Annotated in this window: 9 protein-coding genes and 1 pseudogene; 7 read left to right on the top strand and 3 right to left on the bottom strand. The window is 44.7% G+C overall.

From position 1 onward, the window contains the following. Window positions 1-170: 170 nt before the first annotated feature. Complete coding sequence (locus EZE20_RS24700; RefSeq protein WP_132122245.1) at window positions 171-461, top strand: T9SS type A sorting domain-containing protein; 291 nt, start codon at window positions 171-173, stop codon at window positions 459-461. A 201-nt stretch (window positions 462-662) separates the two neighbouring features. Here EZE20_RS24700 and EZE20_RS23090 read toward each other — a convergent pair whose 3' ends face one another. Continuing rightward, window positions 663-869: a hypothetical protein gene (locus EZE20_RS23090; RefSeq protein ID WP_132122243.1), complete on the bottom strand. Its 207-nt coding sequence runs from the start codon at window positions 867-869 to the stop codon at window positions 663-665. 1,339 nt (window positions 870-2,208) lie between these two features. On the opposite strand from EZE20_RS23090, the gene EZE20_RS23085 reads away from it, so the two are divergent. The 6 genes and pseudogenes from EZE20_RS23085 to EZE20_RS23060 all read left to right on the top strand — a co-directional run bounded on the left by EZE20_RS23085 (window position 2,209) and on the right by EZE20_RS23060 (window position 12,790). Then, window positions 2,209-7,317: an SGNH/GDSL hydrolase family protein gene (locus EZE20_RS23085; protein WP_132122241.1), complete on the top strand. Its 5,109-nt coding sequence runs from the start codon at window positions 2,209-2,211 to the stop codon at window positions 7,315-7,317. Window positions 7,318-7,373: 56 nt separating this feature from the next. Then, window positions 7,374-10,634 (top strand): DUF6443 domain-containing protein, encoded by a 3,261-nt coding sequence (locus EZE20_RS23080; protein WP_132122239.1) that lies wholly within the window; start codon window positions 7,374-7,376, stop codon window positions 10,632-10,634. Window positions 10,635-10,644: 10 nt separating this feature from the next. After that, on the top strand, window positions 10,645-10,929 hold the full coding sequence (locus tag EZE20_RS23075; RefSeq protein ID WP_199879944.1) for a hypothetical protein: 285 nt from the start codon (window positions 10,645-10,647) through the stop codon (window positions 10,927-10,929). A gap of 269 nt (window positions 10,930-11,198) precedes the next feature. Continuing rightward, a pseudogene (locus tag EZE20_RS23070) lies at window positions 11,199-12,008 on the top strand (RHS repeat domain-containing protein); the annotation flags it as partial. Window positions 12,009-12,029: 21 nt separating this feature from the next. Beyond that, window positions 12,030-12,455 carry a hypothetical protein gene (locus EZE20_RS23065; RefSeq protein ID WP_132122235.1) on the top strand — a complete coding sequence of 142 codons (426 nt, stop codon included), beginning with the start codon at window positions 12,030-12,032 and terminating at the stop codon, window positions 12,453-12,455. 83 nt (window positions 12,456-12,538) lie between these two features. Further along, window positions 12,539-12,790, top strand: a complete 252-nt coding sequence (locus EZE20_RS23060; protein WP_132122233.1) for an RHS repeat domain-containing protein — start codon at window positions 12,539-12,541, stop codon at window positions 12,788-12,790. A gap of 20 nt (window positions 12,791-12,810) precedes the next feature. Here the strand turns inward: EZE20_RS23060 and EZE20_RS23055 are convergent, their stop codons facing one another. Then, the gene (locus EZE20_RS23055; protein WP_132122231.1) at window positions 12,811-13,374 is read right to left on the bottom strand and encodes a recombinase family protein; all 564 of its coding nucleotides are present in this window, start codon (window positions 13,372-13,374) and stop codon (window positions 12,811-12,813) included. A gap of 232 nt (window positions 13,375-13,606) precedes the next feature. Further along, the gene (locus tag EZE20_RS23050; RefSeq protein ID WP_132122229.1) at window positions 13,607-19,687 is read right to left on the bottom strand and encodes an AAA family ATPase; all 6,081 of its coding nucleotides are present in this window, start codon (window positions 19,685-19,687) and stop codon (window positions 13,607-13,609) included. Between the last annotated feature and the right edge of the window lie 207 nt (window positions 19,688-19,894).

The following is a 19,894-nucleotide window of genomic DNA, read 5'->3' as shown; positions in this document are numbered from 1 at the left end:
GCTGCTTTTGCGCCACTCACGTACTAATTTGAACATTTCTTCTGACTGATTCATTCGCTTGTCTTTTTAGGTCAAAAGTAGAAACCGAATTCTAGCCAAGAAATATGTAGTTCATAGGATGCTTACGCTACAAGGACTTATTTGTAAATGTGACACAAAGTCCTGGTTGTATGAAATTGTTAACTGAAAGTGGAATAGGGGAGAACGGTGGCCTAAATATTTTTCCCAATCCTACCACAGGTAAGGCTGTTCTAAATTATAAAAGCTCTTCCGTAGAATCACCAGCTATTATGCATTTATCTAATGCCAATGGCCGATTATTATATCAGGAAACCTTACTTCCTTCGTCCAATGGTCAATTAGAAACTACGCTGGATCTATCGAGCCACCCTTCAGGATTATATATTGTGTCAATTCAGCATGGGTCTTTTATAATCACCAAGAAGATTATACGTCACTAATTTGCTTAGTAGGCATTCAGTGCCAACAAACTGTAAAACCTGCTTCTATATAGAAATCTATATTGGGTTGAAACGGCCTGATATACCGACTCCTGCAATAACAGAGTGTAATCATTTTTGATTCGATAATCTCTTTATTCCTAAGACATTGACGAAAAAATAGTTAGCCTACTTTCCAAGAATTAATTGTATGAAAATTTTTTACACCATCCTACTCTTGCTCTTTTGCAATTTAGTGAATGCCCAGCTTCCAACAAAAACTCCACCGGAAGTTCCAGCGGCAAACATTATACCCGAAGGAAAGCCCTCCCCAATTGTCAATGTCATTCCTCCCTCGCCCGAAGCAGCGTCGTTGGGTAAATACGGCGCTGTACCGGTAAGCTTGTACTCAGGTATTCCCTCAATCAATATTCCACTTTACAGCTTTTCTCGGAGCTGGGGAGAGGTATCTATTGGACTAAGCTACCATTCTGGTGGTGTAAAGGTTGATGAACTATCATCAAGTGTCGGAATTGGATGGTCATTGCAGGCAGGGGGGGTTATTACACGAACTGTTCATGGAAATCCCGATGAGCAACCGGAAGGTTATCAAACTTCTCAAATGCAGGCAAGAATTAGTAGATACCGAAATGGGGAGATGAGTACTGCAGAAAGTAAGGAATTCGAGTTTTTAGTCGCAGATGGTATTTATGATACTGAACCTGACGAGTATTTCTATAATTTTCTGGGCCGAAGCGGCAGGATGGTTTTCGATCTGAATGGGCAACCAATATTATTGGATCATTCCATGATGAAAATTGCTTTCAACGGAACTAGCTTCACTATTACAGATGAGCAGGGAACGATATATAGTTTTACTGAGACCGAAACAGTTAGACCCATCACCCGCTGTGTAAGTACCTCATCACCAACGTACACAGCTACGTCTGGCTGGTGGCTTACTGAGGTTAAACCACTGGTGGGAAATTCGGTAATATTTAGTTACAAGACTTTGTCAAATGTAACTTACGATCAGGGAATCAACGAGAATCGTAGCTTCAAAATTGGTGGACCTTTGCCCTATTGTGAGGATACCCCGGTTACTACTTGTATTTCCAGCTTCCAATCAACTATGAAGTTGATTCAGACTATAACCTTTGATCTAGGACAGATTAGCTTTTCCTATGAAAATCGTGTAGATACGGGCCCTGCTGGTCAGCGACTCAAAAACGTTAGTGTGACTAACAAGCTTGGATTGATTATTAAGCAGTACCAGTTAGCTTACTTGTATGGTGGAGGAAACACCCGATTTGCCTTGACCGATATTATAGAAACGACAGATCCGACCAGACCCGGGCCCAGGCATCAATTCTCCTACTATCGCTTTTCCGATCTGCCAGCCCGTAATACCAAAGCCCAGGATCATTGGGGCTTTTATAACTCCAACACGGCAAGTACAATGATCCCGTTCATTAACCTTCCGGGTAATCCAGGTGGCTACAATTGGGCAAACCGAGAGGCAGATGCTGAAAAAAGTAAATTTGGCACCTTGACCCAGATAAAGTATCCCACCGGAGGGACAACGGATTTTATCTATGAGGGGCATGATTATGGATATGTTTTTCTCATGACGGGTGCAGTTAAAGCAGCAGCTGCAGGTGGGGTTCGGATTAAACGAATCATTGATAAATCATCTGATGACCCATCTAAGGATACATATACCACCTACGAATACCGAATAAGGAACGAACCAGACCGATCAAGTGGCGTGCTGATTCAACAATTCGCATATCAATACGATTATACGACTTCTACTTTATATACCTCTGGTGAAAATACTACTCCATTTGATGTAACTTGTACATTCAGAGCTGCTTCCTCCAACAGCCAGGCTTATTTGGGATCAACTCAGGGAAGCCATATTGGTTATGAAGAAGTTACTGTTTACCATGGGCAAGACCAGACCAGTGGTGGAAAAACCTGGCATAGGTTTACGACCTATCGGGATAACCCGGATACTTATCCGCAGGGTAGTGCAGATCAGTTACCATTTCCTCCACCGACTAGTAAAGATGCCTTTCGTGGGCTTGAATTGGAAGCAATTGATTATATCTATGAGAATAATAATTTCCGAGCCCTTCGTAAGAAAAATAACTTTTATACTTTTTCGGAGATTAATATAGTTCTGGGCATTAAGATGATGTTTTCGTTCAAATCGCCTGGCGGGAGTTATCAATCACTGGTAGGAGTAAGCAATTACGGCTTTTGTCGTACATGGGTTAAATTGGATCGTCAAACCGAAGAACTATATGATTCTTCTGAACCACAGGTAAGTGAAACTCAATTCACATACAGCCCTATAAATCTTCAAATTCTTTCTCGTCAACAAACACTTAGTAATGAGGATAAACTAACTACCCGATATGTATACCCACAGAACCTGGTAATCTCGGCTTTTCCCTCTCCATCATCGGAATTGCTTGCTATTAAAAAACTGCAGGAAAAAAACGTAGTCAATGCTATCTTAGAAGAGACCCAAACTCTAAAAAAGAAAAACTCCTCCACTGAAATATTGATTAGTGGGACTTACACAAGTTTCAAATCTGATCAAATTGGGTTGAAAGAATCGGTATGGCAAATTGAAACAGTTAATCCGTTAACAACTTGGAGTAATATTACTGTACAGAGTAATGGTACAGTTGGGAAAGACTCGCGCTATCGTGAGTTGATTAAATTTGAGCGTTACGATGAGTATGGCAATCTTGCCCAGCAACGCTTGACGAACGATTTTCCCACAGCTTACGTATGGAGCCATGATGGAGCTTTGCTAGCTGGGGAGATTAAAAATGCACTTTACGATCAAGTAAAAAGTGCCTTAGGGTCTGATTATAACCTTTTGTCAACTGGGACATTACCTGATAATTCCGTACTCAATATTTGGAACAACAAAATTCGCAATAATTCGCTGTTCAGTACAGCTTTTGTAACGACGTTTACTCACAAGCCATTGGTAGGTATTAGCTCCCAAAGTGACAATGCTGGGTTGAATACGTATTACAACTATGACTCCTTCAACCGATTAAGTGCAATAAAGGATCATAATCAAAATCTTGTCAAAACCTTTCACTATAACTACGGACTGACTGGAAGTATCGATGATCCCACACTTATATCGCCCAATTTCAGAAGAATCGTAATTGTAGGAAATAGTATTACTAAGCTACAAGCACAAAGTGGTACTGATGGATGGCAGTCGCCAGCCCTTAGCGCATCGGGGGGCTGGGGGCGTGCATCTTCTACGCTGAATAATGACTTTGCCCACATTCTTGAAAGTCGTTTCAAGCAACTTAACCCAGCAGCTCAGGTACTTCCACTTTGGGAAGCACCTTTTGAGCGGAATTATGTATCCAATACTGCTGGCTGGATTAGTTATAATTATGCAGGCCTTAAAAATCGGATCACCCTTGGTTTTGGATTAGCAAATCCTGATTTGGTGATTATTCGGCTGGGAGAGAATATTTTGAATACAACCGTAGAGTCTGATAATTTTAAAGGGGCACTAAATACACTAATTGACAATGTCCTGGCCGTGAGTACGCCGGGAGCTAAGGTCTTGCTTACTAACTCAATTTGGCCCGACCAACCCCTGGCAAATGCAAAAATTCAGGAAGTGGCTAATGAGCGAAATTTCCTTTTTGTGGATTTGAGCGACATGTACTATAATCCTGTATTTCTAGCAGGAAATGATCCGGCTGTATTAACTGTATTTCCAAACAATATAGATGACATACACCCCGGTGATGTAGGTATGATGGAAATTGCAGACCGGATATGGGGTAAGTTGTTGGGGGAAAATAAAAATGCTTCCGCCAATCAGTCTGCCTGCACCGAACCATCTGTAACAATCACCTCTCCAATTGAGGGCACAGTCCCGGGTACGACTATCCCGGGCAACAGCGGGCTGATCATGCCAATAACTATGTCAGTCTGCGTTCCTTCGGGTCAGAGTGTAGTGCGCGTGGACGTAATTGCTAAGACCCCCGATGGATCGGTGCAGCGGCGGGTAGGTATAGCCAAAGCAGTGGCTGGTAGTCCCGGCACTTACCGCATCGACGCAGTGATGGTCGGCAACGGAGTAGAGGGAGGCTGGCTTCCTACCATAGGAGGAAATAACTACCCCGGCAACCCCAACGCACAAACCGGTCCGCTGGCACCTAATGCAACCTTTGTGTACTGGGCTGAGCTGGTCACGTCTGCTGGCGGTACACCTATCGAGTCTCCTGAGGTTTCTGTCCTTATGACCCCACCTACCTCCATTGCTTCCAAGGCCAGGATACAGGTGCGTGGTGACCACGATTTTGTGCTCGACCGCTACAGTGGTGGTAAGTTTGAAGGCTCTAACGACCTAAACAGCTGGCAATTGCTGTACACCATCCCAGTGACGCCGCGACCCACACTCTCCCAATGGGTAGACTGCCCCTTTGCAGTTAATACTCAAGCCTATCGCTATTTGCGCTTTAAGTCATCGGAAAATGGGTATGGTGAGTTGGCCGAAATAGAATTCTATGATGGTTCAACTAAGCTTACGGGCTCCTGGACAGGATCACCTGGTCGTACTTATCCAGATTATCCAACAGCCTATCCGCTCAGCAATGCCTATGACGGCAACTCATCTACCTTCTGGCATGGGAATAGCGCTGGTATCCAGAACTGGATTATGCTCGACACTCAGGGGGGAAGCACTCCTCAAACAGCAACGGTAACCATAACTTCGCCAATTGAGGGCACAGTCCCGGGTACGACTGTCTCGGGCAACAGCGGGCTGATCATGCCGATAACTATGTCAGTCAGCCTTCCTTCGGGTCAGAGTGTAGTACGGGTAGACGTAATTGCTAAGACCCCCGATGGATCGGTGCAGCGGCGGGTAGGTATAGCCAAAGCAGTGGCTGGTAGTCCCGGCACTTATCGCATCGACGCAGTGATGGTCGGCAACGGAGTAGAGGGAGGCTGGCTGCCTACCATAGGAGGAGATAACTACCCCGGCAACCCCAACGCACAAACCGGTCCGCTGGCACCTAATGCAACCTTTGTATACTGGGCTGAGCTGGTCACGTCTGCTGGCGGTACACCTATCGAGTCTCCTGAGGTTTCTGTCCTTATGACCCCACTTACCTCCATTGCTTCCAAGGCCAGGATACAGGTGCGTGGTGACCACGATTTTGTGCTCGACCGCTACAGTGGTGGTAAGTTTGAAGGCTCTAACGACCTAAACAGCTGGCAATTGCTGTACACCATCCCAGTGACGCCGCGACCCACACTCTCTCAATGGGTAGACTGCCCCTTTACAGGCAACCCCCAGTCTTATCGCTACTTACGTTACACGGCTGGTAGTACTAGTGCGGGTGAGTTGGCCGAAATAGAATTCTATGATGGTTCAACTAAGCTTACGGGCTCCTGGACAGGATCACCTGGTCGTACTTATCCAGATTATCCAACAGCCTATCCGCTCAGCAATGCCTATGACGGCAACTCATCTACCTTCTGGCATGGGAATAGCGCTGGTATCCAGAACTGGATTATGCTCGACACGCAGGGGGGAAGCACTCCTCAAGCAGCATCTGTAACAATCACCTCTCCAATTGAGGGCACAGTCCCGGGTACGACTATCCCGGGCAACAGCGGGCTGATCATGCCGATAACTATGTCAGTCAGCCTTCCTTCGGGTCAGAGTGTAGTACGGGTAGACGTAATTGCTAAGACCCCCGATGGATCGGTGCAGCGGCGGGTAGGTATAGCCAAAGCAGTGGCTGGTAGTCCCGGCACTTATCGCATCGACGCAGTGATGGTCGGCAACGGAGTAGAGGGAGGCTGGCTGCCTACCATAGGAGGAGATAACTACCCCGGCAACCCCAACGCACAAACCGGTCCGCTGGCACCTAATGCAACCTTTGTGTACTGGGCTGAGCTGGTCACGTCTGCTGGCGGTACACCTATCGAGTCTCCTGAGGTTTCTATCCTTATGACCCCACCTGCCTCCGTTGCAACAAAGGCCAGGATACTTACGAGACAAGATTTCAATTATACGAACCGCTTTAATGGGGCAGTATTCGAGGGTGCTACTAGTTTGTCTGGTCCATGGCAAACGCTGGTCGCTATAAACTCATCTAATTTACCGTCATGGACTACATACAAAGAGTACGAATTCACAGGCAATACTCAAACCTATCGCTATTTACGCTTTAAGTCATCAGGAAGCGGGTATGGTGAGTTGGCCGAAATAGAGTTCTATAATGGTTCAACTAAGCTTACAGGTTCCTGGCGAGCTTTTGATGATCGAGCTTCTTATCCCCTAACTAATGCCTATGACGGTAACTCGTCCACCTTCTGGCACGGTGTGAGTCTAGGAAGTCAAAACTGGATTATGCTCGACACGCAAGGCCAATCTAACGCAACATCAGCCATTACAACACCTACTAATGGTTCTTCAGTTGTGGGCAGTCCAGCCCAGGGATACAGCGGATTGTACATTATGCCCATAACGGTTGTAACTCAAGTACCGGCAGGACAAACTATTACACGTGTAGACATTGTCGCAAGAACAACTAGCGGCTCCGTCGTGCAGCGACGTATTGGAACTGCCAGTCCGGTACCCGGAAGCCCTGGAACATACCGAGTTAATGCATCTATGGTGGCTAATGGTCAGTCTGGTGGCTGGCTTCCTCCCATGGCTGGTGAATATCCTATAAACCCAGGTGCCCAATTTGGACCATTAGCGCCTAACGCAAATTTTTGGTATTGGGCGGAAGTAACCACAAGCCCGGATAATCAAATCATTAAGTCCCCGGCAGTGACTGCTACTATGACTTTGTCCCAATAGCTGTATGCCAGTTCCTACACTTTTTGTTCAAACAATAGCTTAATCATACATATCCAATGTCAATCATCACTATTGTCCGTAAACTAGTAGGTATTTACATGTGCGTAAGCCTTATATTTTCGCTCACATGGGTACCGTCAGCCTCTGCACAGGACAAGACTCGTAATTTCATTCTGACTCGAACCTATAAGGTAAAGACCTCGGCAGACCGCTTTGATACTCCCGTTTCGGTGGGTGAGGCTAACCTTTCGGTAGGTTACTTCGATGGCCTGGGTCGACTCCAGCAAACCATTGCTGTGCAGGCTGGTAAAGGTCGGAAGGATCTTGTCGTTCCAATTGAGTACGATGCATTTGGCCGACAGAGCAAATTATTTCTCCCTGTATCTACCGACAAACAAAATGGCTCATATACGAGCAATGCTACTTCTCTTGCATCTGCCTATTATAATAGTGCAGTACGCTTTGCTGATCCTACAAGCAGGGTGTATACAGAAACACGCTACGAGGCTTCTCCTTTGGGAAGACCCAAAGAAAATGTAGCCGCCGGGACAACTGTTCCGACAACCATTAACTATGAACTTAATAATCATGGGATATGGAACTACTGGGCTGGTCCGGGATTGACGTCGATTACCCGTATTGGTTATTATGATATTAACCTATTGACTGTCAAACGCATTAACGATGAAAATGGCAAGGCTGTGGCGGAATATCATGATAATCAGGGCCGCCTGTTGCTCCGACGAATGGCTGGTGGTACTCCTAATCAGACTGACACCTATTACGTGTACGATGACCTGGGCCGACTCCGTGCTGTTTTACAACCTAAGTATGATGAGATTTCCATGCCTACTAGCACCGATCTGGATAAATTCGCTTTTCTTTATTTATATGATAGTCGGGGAAGACTCATTGAAAAACAAATCCCCGGAGGCGGAAAAACAACAATGTTGTATAATGACCGCGACCTACTTATCAGTTTTCGTGATGCCACTAATCAGGTTTTTTATCATAAGTATGACGTTCTGAATCGACAAATTGAAATGGGTGTATGCCTTGGGGCAGGCTGTACGTTAACAGCCCCCGGTAATATGCCTAACAATAATCCGCTTACATTTACTTATTACGATAATTATGAATCCATTCTCCCCCCTTTCAACGTGAAGCTGGGTGACGGTAGTTTTGGTTTTGAGAATGTTTATTCGCTCAATTCGGGCGATGATTTCCTGCCAGCCAATGTGCGTACTGCTAGCCGTAAAGGGTTGCCAACAGGCCAATGCTCGCGGTTATTGAGCCCTGACGGTTCCTTGAGTACCGAGTGGGATTGCTCAGTTACCTACTACGATGACCGTGAGCGTATCGTACAAACTGTTCGGCGAATGCCTATGGGCAGTAATGGTCTTGAGCGTATAAGTTATAAATATGATTTTCTGGGTAAGCCCCTGCGCGAAAAAACAACTCAAAGCTGGAGCAGTGATTCCTACACACTGGAGCGTATCCTTACTTACGATCAAGCTGACCGGTTAACGTCCACCCGCTATATTACCAGCAGTACAGCTGCTGGCATGGCAAAAGATATTTACGTCAACACTTTGAGCTATAATGAGGTAGGACAATTGACCGATAAATATCTAAACGCCAATGATGCCACAGGAACAGGTGCTATTGAGCGGCTCACGTACCGAAATAATGTACGTGGCTGGTTGCGGGAACACAAGGGGACGAACGTCAACCGACCATACCAGATTACGTTGAACTATGAGAGCAACGGCAATATTAAGGACATGTACTGGAAGACTCCCACTTCCGCAGCGGGTTCTTATCAGTTTGTTTACGATGAACTTAACCGGATGAAAAGTGGCCGCACGGGCTTAAATAGTGGGCAGGGGGAAGTAGTTGCATACAATGTTAATGGAAATATAAATGGGCTACATCGCTACAATGCCGCCGGGACAGCTATTGACCAACTGACGTACTCTTACAACGGCAATCGGCTGATGTCTATTTATGACCCTGTAAGTAATTTGGGGTACAACAATCGCAATACATCGGGCAATGATTTCTCATACGATGAAAACGGGAATTTAACAGCTGATCTTGACCGTCAGATTAGTAGCATAGCGTATAATTACCTCAACCTCCCGCGCCGTGTAACGCTGCCTGGCAAGAACATGGATTATACTTATGACGCCAGTGGACAGAAGCACCGCATGACTGTAAACGGTACCGTAACGAGTTATGAGGGTAACTTTGAATATGGTGGTAATGGCCTGCTGACGCGTATTGCCACCGATGAAGGTCAGCTTGTAAAAGTGGACGGGGCCTGGAAGTGGCAGTATTACCTGAAAGATCACCTGGGTAACGTAAGGGTAGTACTTGATGAAAGCGGCTCGGTGGTGCAAGAGACTGATTATTATCCCTTTGGGTTGGCGATTCCGAAAAATCCATCTGATCTAGTGGCTAGTCGGGATAAAAACAAGTATCTTTACCTTACTCGGGAATTGCAGCAGGAAACGGGTTGGCTGGACTTGAAAGCTCGTTTTTACGATCCAACCCTTGCGCGTTTCCTGAGTGTAGATCCCTTGGCGGAGGCTCAGGAGTTTATGTCGCCCTATCACTATGGCTACAACAATCCGATGCGGTTTTCAGACCCAAATGGGAGGATGCCGGATTGTTGCGATGGTATTGGTGATTTCTTTTCTGGCGTAGGACAGGCTCTAAATGAGAACATGGGCTGGGGCAATCCGGCAATTGTCAAACCGGGTTATGTTGGTGCCTATAATGCGGGAAGAACTGTGGGGCATTATGCCTCAGTAGTAGCAGGTGCAGCCGAAATAGCAGGTGGTGCCCTGGGATTGGGGACATCGGTTGGAGCAGAACTGGGAAGCGCAGGATTGTTAACACCCGTAGTTGCAACAACTGCGACAGGATCAGTGGCACTGGTAACGCACGGTGGCAATACGGCAATGAATGCCATTGATAATATCAGAAATGATAAGGGTAGGGTGAACGCGGAGGGGAAATATTCCGGCCTGAAAGAACCTAGAAATGTTGGTGATGGGAAAAGCTTTACACCTGCGCAAAAGAAGCGTATTTTAGAAGAGAATAGAGCCAAAAACGGAGGCAATATTAAAAGTGATCAAAGTGGAAATAACCTCAATTCACCACAGCAAAGTAAAAAAGGACAGAAAGCAGACATGAATCAGGCAGAAATAGACCATATTAAACCAAAATCCAAAGGTGGAAGTAACAGTAATAGTAATGCTCGTGTGATTTCAAAAGAAGAGAATTTAAGAAAAGGAAACAGGGAAAATTAAAATGAAACTTATGAATAGCGAAAAAAAATTCGATGAAGATTTACAAATGTATGTTTTCACTACCCGTTTTGTCATTGAAAACAAATCAGAAGTTACTTTCATTTCTCATGATGAAGACGGGGATTGGCAATTTATGAGTGATGACAAATCCGAAGAAGAAGATGCCAGGATTATTTCACTTGAAGAAATGATTGCACACGATTCAAGTATTTTAGAGTTGGCAGATTTGCCTTTGGGATATCAAGCAGAAAGACCAGATAAATTTTCAAAATGGACTATTTTCAAATCTGAATAGATTGGTAGCTAGTTTAATGTAAAAGCCTCCTGATTAGGTGTATTAGCCAACACTAGATTTGACTTCTGAGTTTTTTGGGATTACTCAAAATATGAATTTGAAAAGGGGGAGGGAGTTTCTCGACCCCTTTTTCATTTCCGTTAACCTGGATTTTACTGATGAGTGGGCCGCCGCCCAGTTGCTTTTACTTGTAGTCTACACATTTCCTCCCGAAACCTCTAACTTATCCTGAGTCACCTTAGGCCAATAGCCAAAGCCGCAGCGCAAAAAACAAGTATCTTTACCTTACCCGGGAATTGCAGCAGGAAACGGGTTGGCTGGACTTGAAAGCTCGGTTTTACGATCCAACCCTTGCGCGTTTCCTGAGTGTAGATCCCTTGGCGGAGGCTCAGGAGTTTATGTCGCCCTATCACTATGGCTACAACAATCCGATACGGTTTTCAGACCCAAATGGGAAGATGCCGGATGGGCCGGGAGATGATCCTTTCCTTATTGCGAGATTGGCAGCAACTGCATTTTTTGATACAAAACATGCCATCATAAATACTGCTGCAAGGGCATTTGGTTCCGATATTCGTGCTGGATATAAAGTGGAAGGCGGGCAGCAGGTATTCGAGACACAAATTAGTAAACAAGTCGTTGACAATTCACTTTTAGGACAAGTAAGGGAAGCAGTAAATACGGTTGGTGATGTAGCTTTGGTAGCTACAGCAGGAGCAAGCCCAGCCAACCCTGGTAACTTGCTTTCTAAAACCAGTGTAGAATCACAGGTTGTAAAGGCTGGAAAGGAGGTTGCCCAAAGCAGTTCAGGGGTTAAAATATCTAATGTTAAAGGGGCTTTAAGACAGGTTTATGATAAGCTAGGAATATCTGGATCATTGCCAAAGGGAGAAAAAGGTAAATTTGGAAGTCCAACAGCAGGTGATTCAAAAAAAGGGTACAGGCTTGACCCTGCTCATCCGGATAGACCAAAAGGACACGAAGAATCCGTACCCCACATTAATTATTGGGATTGGACTAATGGGAAAAAAGATAGAGGCGGCAAATATGGAGCTATCCCTTTGGTAGATCCTAAATAAAATTGGTTTAAAGTTTAAAGAATGATACATTTTAAAAAAGAACTTTTTTTCTTAGAACATAAAGCTCCTATCTCCTGTCAGCCAATATCTGATAACGAAATGCTATATTTAAATGGTTTATTAGTTCAGCGATATGGTATAAATAAATCTATCAATGGTAATTTCTTTAAAGTTCTACAAGATAAATTGTCATATAAAAAGGATTACGAAGGTATTAATTCATCAAGTGAAATAGAGACTGTTTTGCAAGATTTAGCGCTTCTAAATGACTCAGAGGCTTTTTTGATCTGGAATTATCCAGATGAAATAGATAAGTTTGATTTAAGCTATTTGATAAGATATTGGGAGGATATCTGGTTTAGTATATCTGATGAAGTTGTTGGGGTTTTCTTCCCAGTAATGGATAGGATCATTATAATTACGCACTACAATGTAGTTTATTATTGATTTTTACTCTCACCATGGCATGTACTCCTCCGTGACCTGAGTCCCTGCAGGCCCTTGGCGGCCACGTTAGTATTACCTGAAAGATCACACTAGGTAATCGGAGAACTTTCGACGAGCGTGTAAAAGTCATACCGAAAATCGAGTACTACGCCTTTGGCCACAAAGTGAGCCGCCGCGCAAAAAACAAGTATCTTTACCTTACCTGCGAGTTGCAGCAGGAAACGGGTTGGCTAGACTTGAAAGCTCGGTTTTACGATCCAACCCTTGCGCGTTTCCTGAGTGTAGATCCCTTGGCCGAGGCTCAGGAGTTTATGTCGCCCTATGTGCTGAATTAAAATATAGACATTTTCCGAATCTAATAATTTGTGATCTCCTTCCTATACCGTTTCACACTTGAAATACTAATTCCAGTCAACTGCACAATCTCAGAAACCGATAGCCCCCTGTCTATAGCTTTCTTCACCTTCTGAAAATTTTCCTCATTCACTCCGCTGGGTCTGCCAATGTGCTTGCCTTTTGCCTTTGCCAACAATTGGCCGGCGCGAGTCTTTTCCAGAATCATCTCCCGGTCGTACTCGGCCAGGGCAGCAAAGATGCCAATGACCAGCTTACCCGAGGGTGTGGAAGAATCAATTCCCAGATCCAGGGCTTTGAAGATGATGCCGCGTTTAGAGAACTCGCCGATCAGGCTAATCAGGTGATCCCGGCTCCGGCCTAATCGGTTGAAGCGGGAAACCACAACAGTATCACCTTCCCGCAGGAGCGAGAGCATTTCGTCCAAGGCTGGGCGCTGAACGGAAAGTCCGGAAATTTTCTCTTGAAAAATGCGGTCGCAACCGAATTTCTGTAAAGCATCAATTTGCGTGTCTGTATTTTGGTCAGCTGTTGATACACGAGCGTATCCGAAGATTTGGTTCATAGGTCAGGTCCGCAGAAGTGGTCATAAAGTTAGGTTCATAAAGATAGTGCATCTTTTTGAACTGAACCTACTTTTTGAACCCTGTTTTTGGCTGATATGATGATAGGGGACCGTGCTTGCTGGCATGGTTCAGAAAGGTATGGCTTATTGGACCAAATAGTAGAATCAGATTCCAGGAAATAGGGGGTTAGATCAAGCTTTTTAGAAACAGAAAAGAAATGGTCTTTACACATCATTCATTGATCAATTGTATAGTTGTATGTTGTGCGGAGTTGCCACCATACTCTGTTGAGCGATAAATGAATTTTTCCTGGTATATATAGGGTTCTGCCTCCCTTATTTCCGCCAGCGCCTGGTCTGTTGCCAGTACATACCAGCCTTCACCTGCTTCACTGTATAAATGTGGCGGCTGCATTCTGATGTTACCGTCCACCCAATAAACAGACTCTACAAGGCAATTACCCTCTGCATCTGCCCAGGCAAATAACCTTTCCGGAAGCGGGTGCCATCCAAGATGCCTTGCCAGTACCGGATTGATGGCGATCCAATTAGATAAGGAACTAGAATTAACATGGGTTTCTTCCCGCACAATTATTAGGCTTTTACCTGTACTATTCAGGTCATAATAATCTTTTGTTTGCCCGTTGGTTACCCCCCCGAAAATAAACCATTTTCCATTTGGTTCCTGATTGCCTTTTATCTGACTCATGAAAATCTGCTGTGCCTTACCCCAATCTAAACTTGTCAGCACCGTGTATTCGCCGATAATGTTCCGTCCATCATTCTTTAAGACTGTTTCTTTCAACCGCGGATTATTCTTAATATCATTCAGCCATTGCTCGGTATCGAGCATAAACTTCTTTTCACTTAGCGGATTGATAAAGCTGGGTCTCATGCTCACAGACAGTATATCCGTTCCTTTGTCACGGGGCCCAAAAAATTGAATAGCAGATTCCTCTTCGAGTACTCCGGCATCGACCAATTCAGAAACTACCCTCGATATAGCTCGTTTTACGGCGATCGCGCGCGGCTTGGCGTAACCATACCTCAACCGTATCTTTTCTAGGTGCTTGCTAAAGCCTCCGTCGTCAGCCGCCTGCCAATCGCTAGGTATACCAGCCTTTCTTAATTCCATGTATGTTCGGTATATCAGTGTTCTTTCGGCAATTCCTGATATTTTGGATAATATCTTCAAGTCTCGGTCCAATGGCGTTATCAGTTTGATAATTTGCCCGATCGGGTGAACATGACCTTCCATGCTTAAGGTAATGACATCCGAATTGGAGCTGTCAAAATCCATTTGAAAGAATGGCGATAATGTTTGCTTAGCAATTATAGGAACCCGCTGATCATTAAGTTTCAGCAAATGTATCGCTTCTGTTCTTATCATGTAATTGGACGATGTTGCAAGTGATTCCAATTGCGGGTAAAAGGTGGACAGATCATTACCATATTCCTGGCTTAATAGGAGTAGCCCGGTAAACAATTCTGCGCTAGAATCATCATCCAGTTGTATTGAGGCAACTATTTGAAGCGGGTATAGTATTTTACCATTTAATTGTTCGGCTAATAATCTTTGTGCTGCGGTATAAACCAGAGTCACCGTATAGGTTGAAAGGTAATTTAGGATGTCAATGATATTGTCATACAGGCTTTTATCCTGCGGCGTCAGGTCAGGTAAATTGTCAGAAGGAGTGCTAGTGGACATCAACCTCTGCAAATAAGTAAACAGCTGCGACCAGACCTCATCTTCATTATAACCCGGCGAGATTACCGGTAATATTTCATCGAGTGATTCGGCATAGTTTCCTGCCGAATCGCCATGCAGCAAGTCATAGCAAAACACGTCGAACGCTTTTTTGGTCCCTTCAGCGCCTTTGATCTTGCCAAGTGTTGTAAATGTTTTGATGCGGGAACCGCCGTCATAAAACGTTACCCAGCCGCTTGCACTGGACTGCGCAATACCCTCATTCACTAAATGCTCAGCGAGCAAATTATCGCCCAGTTCCTGTGCTTTTTCACTTAATAAAACAAGTAATTCGATTGACTTTCGGGTACCGATTATGATGCCTTCTATTTCCTGTATTCGTGCTAGATCGATTGATAATTCAATTTTCCTGAAAACCTCTGTCCAATTGTAGCGGGAATTGACTTTGTCTTCCTGACTCAGTAAATCTCTAAACTCCTCATAAGTATTTACCCTGATCATGACCTCTTCATGGGAAATACTCTCATGGCCGGGACGGAGAACCAGTGAATTTGATGAAGAGCTCGACCTAGACTGTCGATGGTCAGGTTCTTCGGGAATGGCAAAAAGCGGAACCAGTTCCTGTACTTTTTTTCCTTTGTCCAACAGAAAATTTTCAAGTGCGATCAGCATCGATGGGCGTTGTTCATCAAGGGCTTTTGTAATGATTATTCGGTAAATAGCCTGTACCCAAGTGACGTCAAATTCCTCACCGTAAAGCGATTCGCCTTTCTGCAAGAAGAGCACGAGTAGACTGTCGTCCGGAGAATCTGCCAAAAATAAGTAAAGGTCTGAGTAAATTCCGATTAGTAGTTTATACTCCGCTTGACCGATATCCTTAATGAGGAGGGTCTCCAAAAAGGTACCGATGGCGTTTTCGAAGTGGATCAAACCGTTGTCCAGCATCCATTTCATTTGGGTTATACCCGCAGCCAGATTCCAGCCCAGTGTAATGCCCAATAGCTTTCTGGCAGCAGAGTTAGCAGCACGCCCTTCGGTAGATTCCTTCAAATGATGCAAATGGGACAGGAACCAGCAGATTTCCTGTGCAGCTGTTTCGGGATGTCTTTTGATACTTTGAAGCAACCAGTCCAGCCAAGTATTATACTGGTAGTCTTTACGGTAGCCAACGCCAATGCCTTCTGTAATACTTCTTTTGATCCATTTTTCCGCTTTTGCTTTGTCATTGGCTAATAGATAGCTTTTGGCCTGCTGCATGCATTCTGTGATCCTACCGTTGATGTCTTTTCCGATAAGCATGTTTAATTCCAATGTAGACAGCAGGGCGAGGGCGCGATCGACTTCAATATGGTTTCTGAGCAGAGTATCGGCAATCCCGCGAATTTGATCGCTGCTCCAGTATTTGGCGTGATGTACAATATCCGCCTCCAATGCGGTAACTAATTCATTCACATTTTCCGCACCTGATGGGGCCACTGCACGGATTAGAAAATCAAAATAATCCGTTTTCAGTTTGGTGAGCCGGTGCCAGTAGGTATTGTATGCAGGAGCTTCTCGATTGTAAAATTGAATAATCGGCTGTATCCGCTGGGTGAGATTCAAGATGGTCTTATTCTCTATTTCTTCACAAAAAAGCTGCGTCGTAAGGCACAGCATGCGCTGGAATTCGCCAACAACCCAATCGCTGGACGTGTAGGTGCCTGTGGGAACAGCATCCGGTACAGCCACACCTTTGCCAATAAGGTTCAGCACTTTGTTAAGCTTTATCAATGGCTGAAATACATCAACGCTAGACTCAAAGCCCAAGTCTTCACTGCATTTAATTAACGGCTGCTCAATGCCGCTAACCCAATTCGTCGCCAGATCTTTGTCCTTTTCCAGAGTGATGATCAGATCCGCAATGAAGATCCGCTGGCTATCATTTGTTTCTGCTGGTGAAAAGTTGGAGAGTAACACCTTCAGGTATTCTCTAGCCTGATCCCTGTTTCGTCCGATATTGGATCTAACTGCAATGTGAAGTACCTGGAAGAAATAATTTTTCTGTAAATCCTCTGTTAGATCATATTCTGCGAACACATGCTCCATTTCTGGCCATTTTTCCTGGTGCATCAGCGCGATGGCTAGGTCACGAAGCAGAAGGTTTTGGATCAACTCCGGTTTCATCAATAGTTCGTGCTCTTCCGACAGGTTAATTGCCGTAAGGTTTTTGATCTTTTGTAACACGATATCAAGGTTCTGGAATATCGCAGCAGAGGTAACCCATTCCTGTAAGAGCTGATAAGTAGAGTTATCAGTATTTCCGCGGTAGTCTAAAACAATGCTGTCCGGCATGACCATTTCGGGCTGTGCCAGGCTAAACAATAGCATGCCTTCAGAGCTTTGGCCGAATTTGTCAAACAGCCTGGCTACCTCCAGGGCATACCGCTTCGTTATCAGCAGCGCTGCACCCTTTCTGGCATAGCGTTTAGCTTCCGTTGTTTTACCCAACAATAGTAATTCCTCTATGTAAGAAGCAGGATTGACATTAAACGTCCGCCGGTCTAATTCAGCGAGGGAGAACAGGTAACGGAGTAGGGTATGAACATTGCCATCTTTTTGTGCGATTTCGATACCCAATTTGATATCTCTTCTTATATCTTCAGGCGGCCTGAAGCTGATAAGTTGTGAAAAAAACTCATCAGCGGAGGTCCAGGCGATGAACTGATCAAAATCGCCGGACGCAAACAGGTGATAGTTTTGTTTCCAGCCAGGCTCCACGGCAGAGTTATTGTAGAGTGTTACCAGGCGCTGGTGGTAGTCGATATCCTGACTGCTGTCAAATTCGTCTGTCAGTGAATCAGTAGCCGTCTTTGATAGCAAGAACAGGCGGAATGAGTTGTGAAAAAAAGTCCATTCGTTCTGGTTTTCGTCGAATAATACGCGGGCGTCTTTTTTGAAATCTAGCAAGGTCTGTCTGCCGAGGTTCCATTCTTTAACGAAGGCAATGACTATGCTGTCGTTGATCCGGGCCATGAGCCCAAGCATTTCTAGCAATCCCACATTGCTACTAATCGGTTCCCATATCTTGTTGTAGTATATCAGTATATCCCCATCAATGGAAATAAAGCCATTTATTGCCTCATCCATGTTTTCCGAAGCTTTCAAACGTTCCACTAGGTAGGATAAGTACAGCGGATGCCCTTGTGACTTTTCAAAGAGCAAATTTTGCTGCTCCGGAGTCAAGGCGGGTTCAATTTCCGAGGCTTCAGCATATTTTATCACCTCTGTTTTGCCCATGGGATTCATCTGCACAGAACGGGTACCAGATTTCCACTCTGCTTTGATTTCCTGGCTAAGGTCTTCCAGTTCATAGGACTGACTGCCCAGCACAATGAAGACACCTTCCGGCAGATCCGCCGGTAGAGGCAGGTCTCGCAGGAAGCTTTGTTTGACGGATCTATATTCCCTTGGTACGTGGTCCAGGCCGTCGATGACAATAACAGTCCTTCTATTATGATTTTTATATTCCTGACCAAGCTCTTCTAGCTGTTCCGCGAATACAGATTTTAAGAAGACTAGGTCTTTATAAGGCAGCACCGGCTTAAGATATACACCCTCCTCTTTAAGCTGAAAAACGAGGTCGAAATACAAATTGGTTGCATCCCCGCGCTCCTGGTAATTGACTGAAAATGATGGATTGGTAAAGTCAAATGCATAGAATTTGATAACGCGCTCCGTACGACCTTTCATCCATTCTGTCAGAAGCGTGGATTTGCCGCTTCCCGGCCCGCCAACTAGAAAGACATAACCGCTACCGTGAGCCACCAGTTTTTCATTCAGGTCATCGACAGTAGAGGCAATGGATTGATAGCGGTTAATATCTACGCTCAATTCATGATTAAATGTTGTCTTAAACTTTGTTGCCCAGACCAGCCCATCAATGATTTCTTGTTTAGTAAAGGGCACTTTTCGCTCCGGGTCAGCAACCTTTTCAAGTAAAAACGACCTGAAAGTCAATGAGTCCTCTACTTCGCTTGAGTGCATTCGCAAACCGACTCTTAGGTCAGCGCCTACATGCTCAGGATGGAATTCAAAATGGGAGATAAATGCCTTGAAATCAGCATCGTTTAATTTTAGGTCAGCCATCAATTTTTTGACGACTGGGTTCCATTTTTTTGCGATAGGCAGACCAAGCTTCCACTTCTGCCAAACTTCTTCATAGAAATCAGCAAAAGTCCCAACTTCTTTTTCGCCGGACATGATCGCATCATGTTTGGAGAGCGCCTTATTGGTCAGTAAATGTGCAATGACTTTTTTCTTGTCTTTTGTGTGGATCGCTGTCAGCTTTTGCCAGCTCGACAGGAGCAAGGGCAACAAGTCGGTGAAATTATTATAGCTGATAGTTTGGCTAGCAATTGTCCATTTCACCTGATAGGCATGAACCTCATTGCGGGTTGCATACTGGATGTCGTCTAGTTTTTCAGCGTCGGGGTCGGCAATTTTGATCCATTCGAGGTTGTTTTTTACCAATTCATGGTACGCGAAGCGTGCGAATTCATTAAACTGTGGTACATAGCCGCCCATTGCAGCCCGTTCACCCCTGGCAGATACAATATCATCACTCATTAGAGTAAGTTTTTTATTGATAAGTGAATTATCCTGTAAAGAAATTGACTTCCTTCTTCTGAAAGAATTAGACAAGCGATTGCATTTCTTTTCTAATCTCCTAAATTTTTTTATCAGCTCTTTGAGGAGTGGTCCACATTCGCTTCGGCACTCGGATCGTACGGATATGAGCCACTCCTCTTTTTAAAATCACTCAGTGTGTTTTCT

The sequence above is a fragment of the Arundinibacter roseus genome (assembly GCF_004348825.1).
GTDB lineage: Bacteria > Bacteroidota > Bacteroidia > Cytophagales > Spirosomataceae > Arundinibacter > Arundinibacter roseus.
This window is presented reverse-complemented; position numbering and strand designations above follow the sequence as displayed.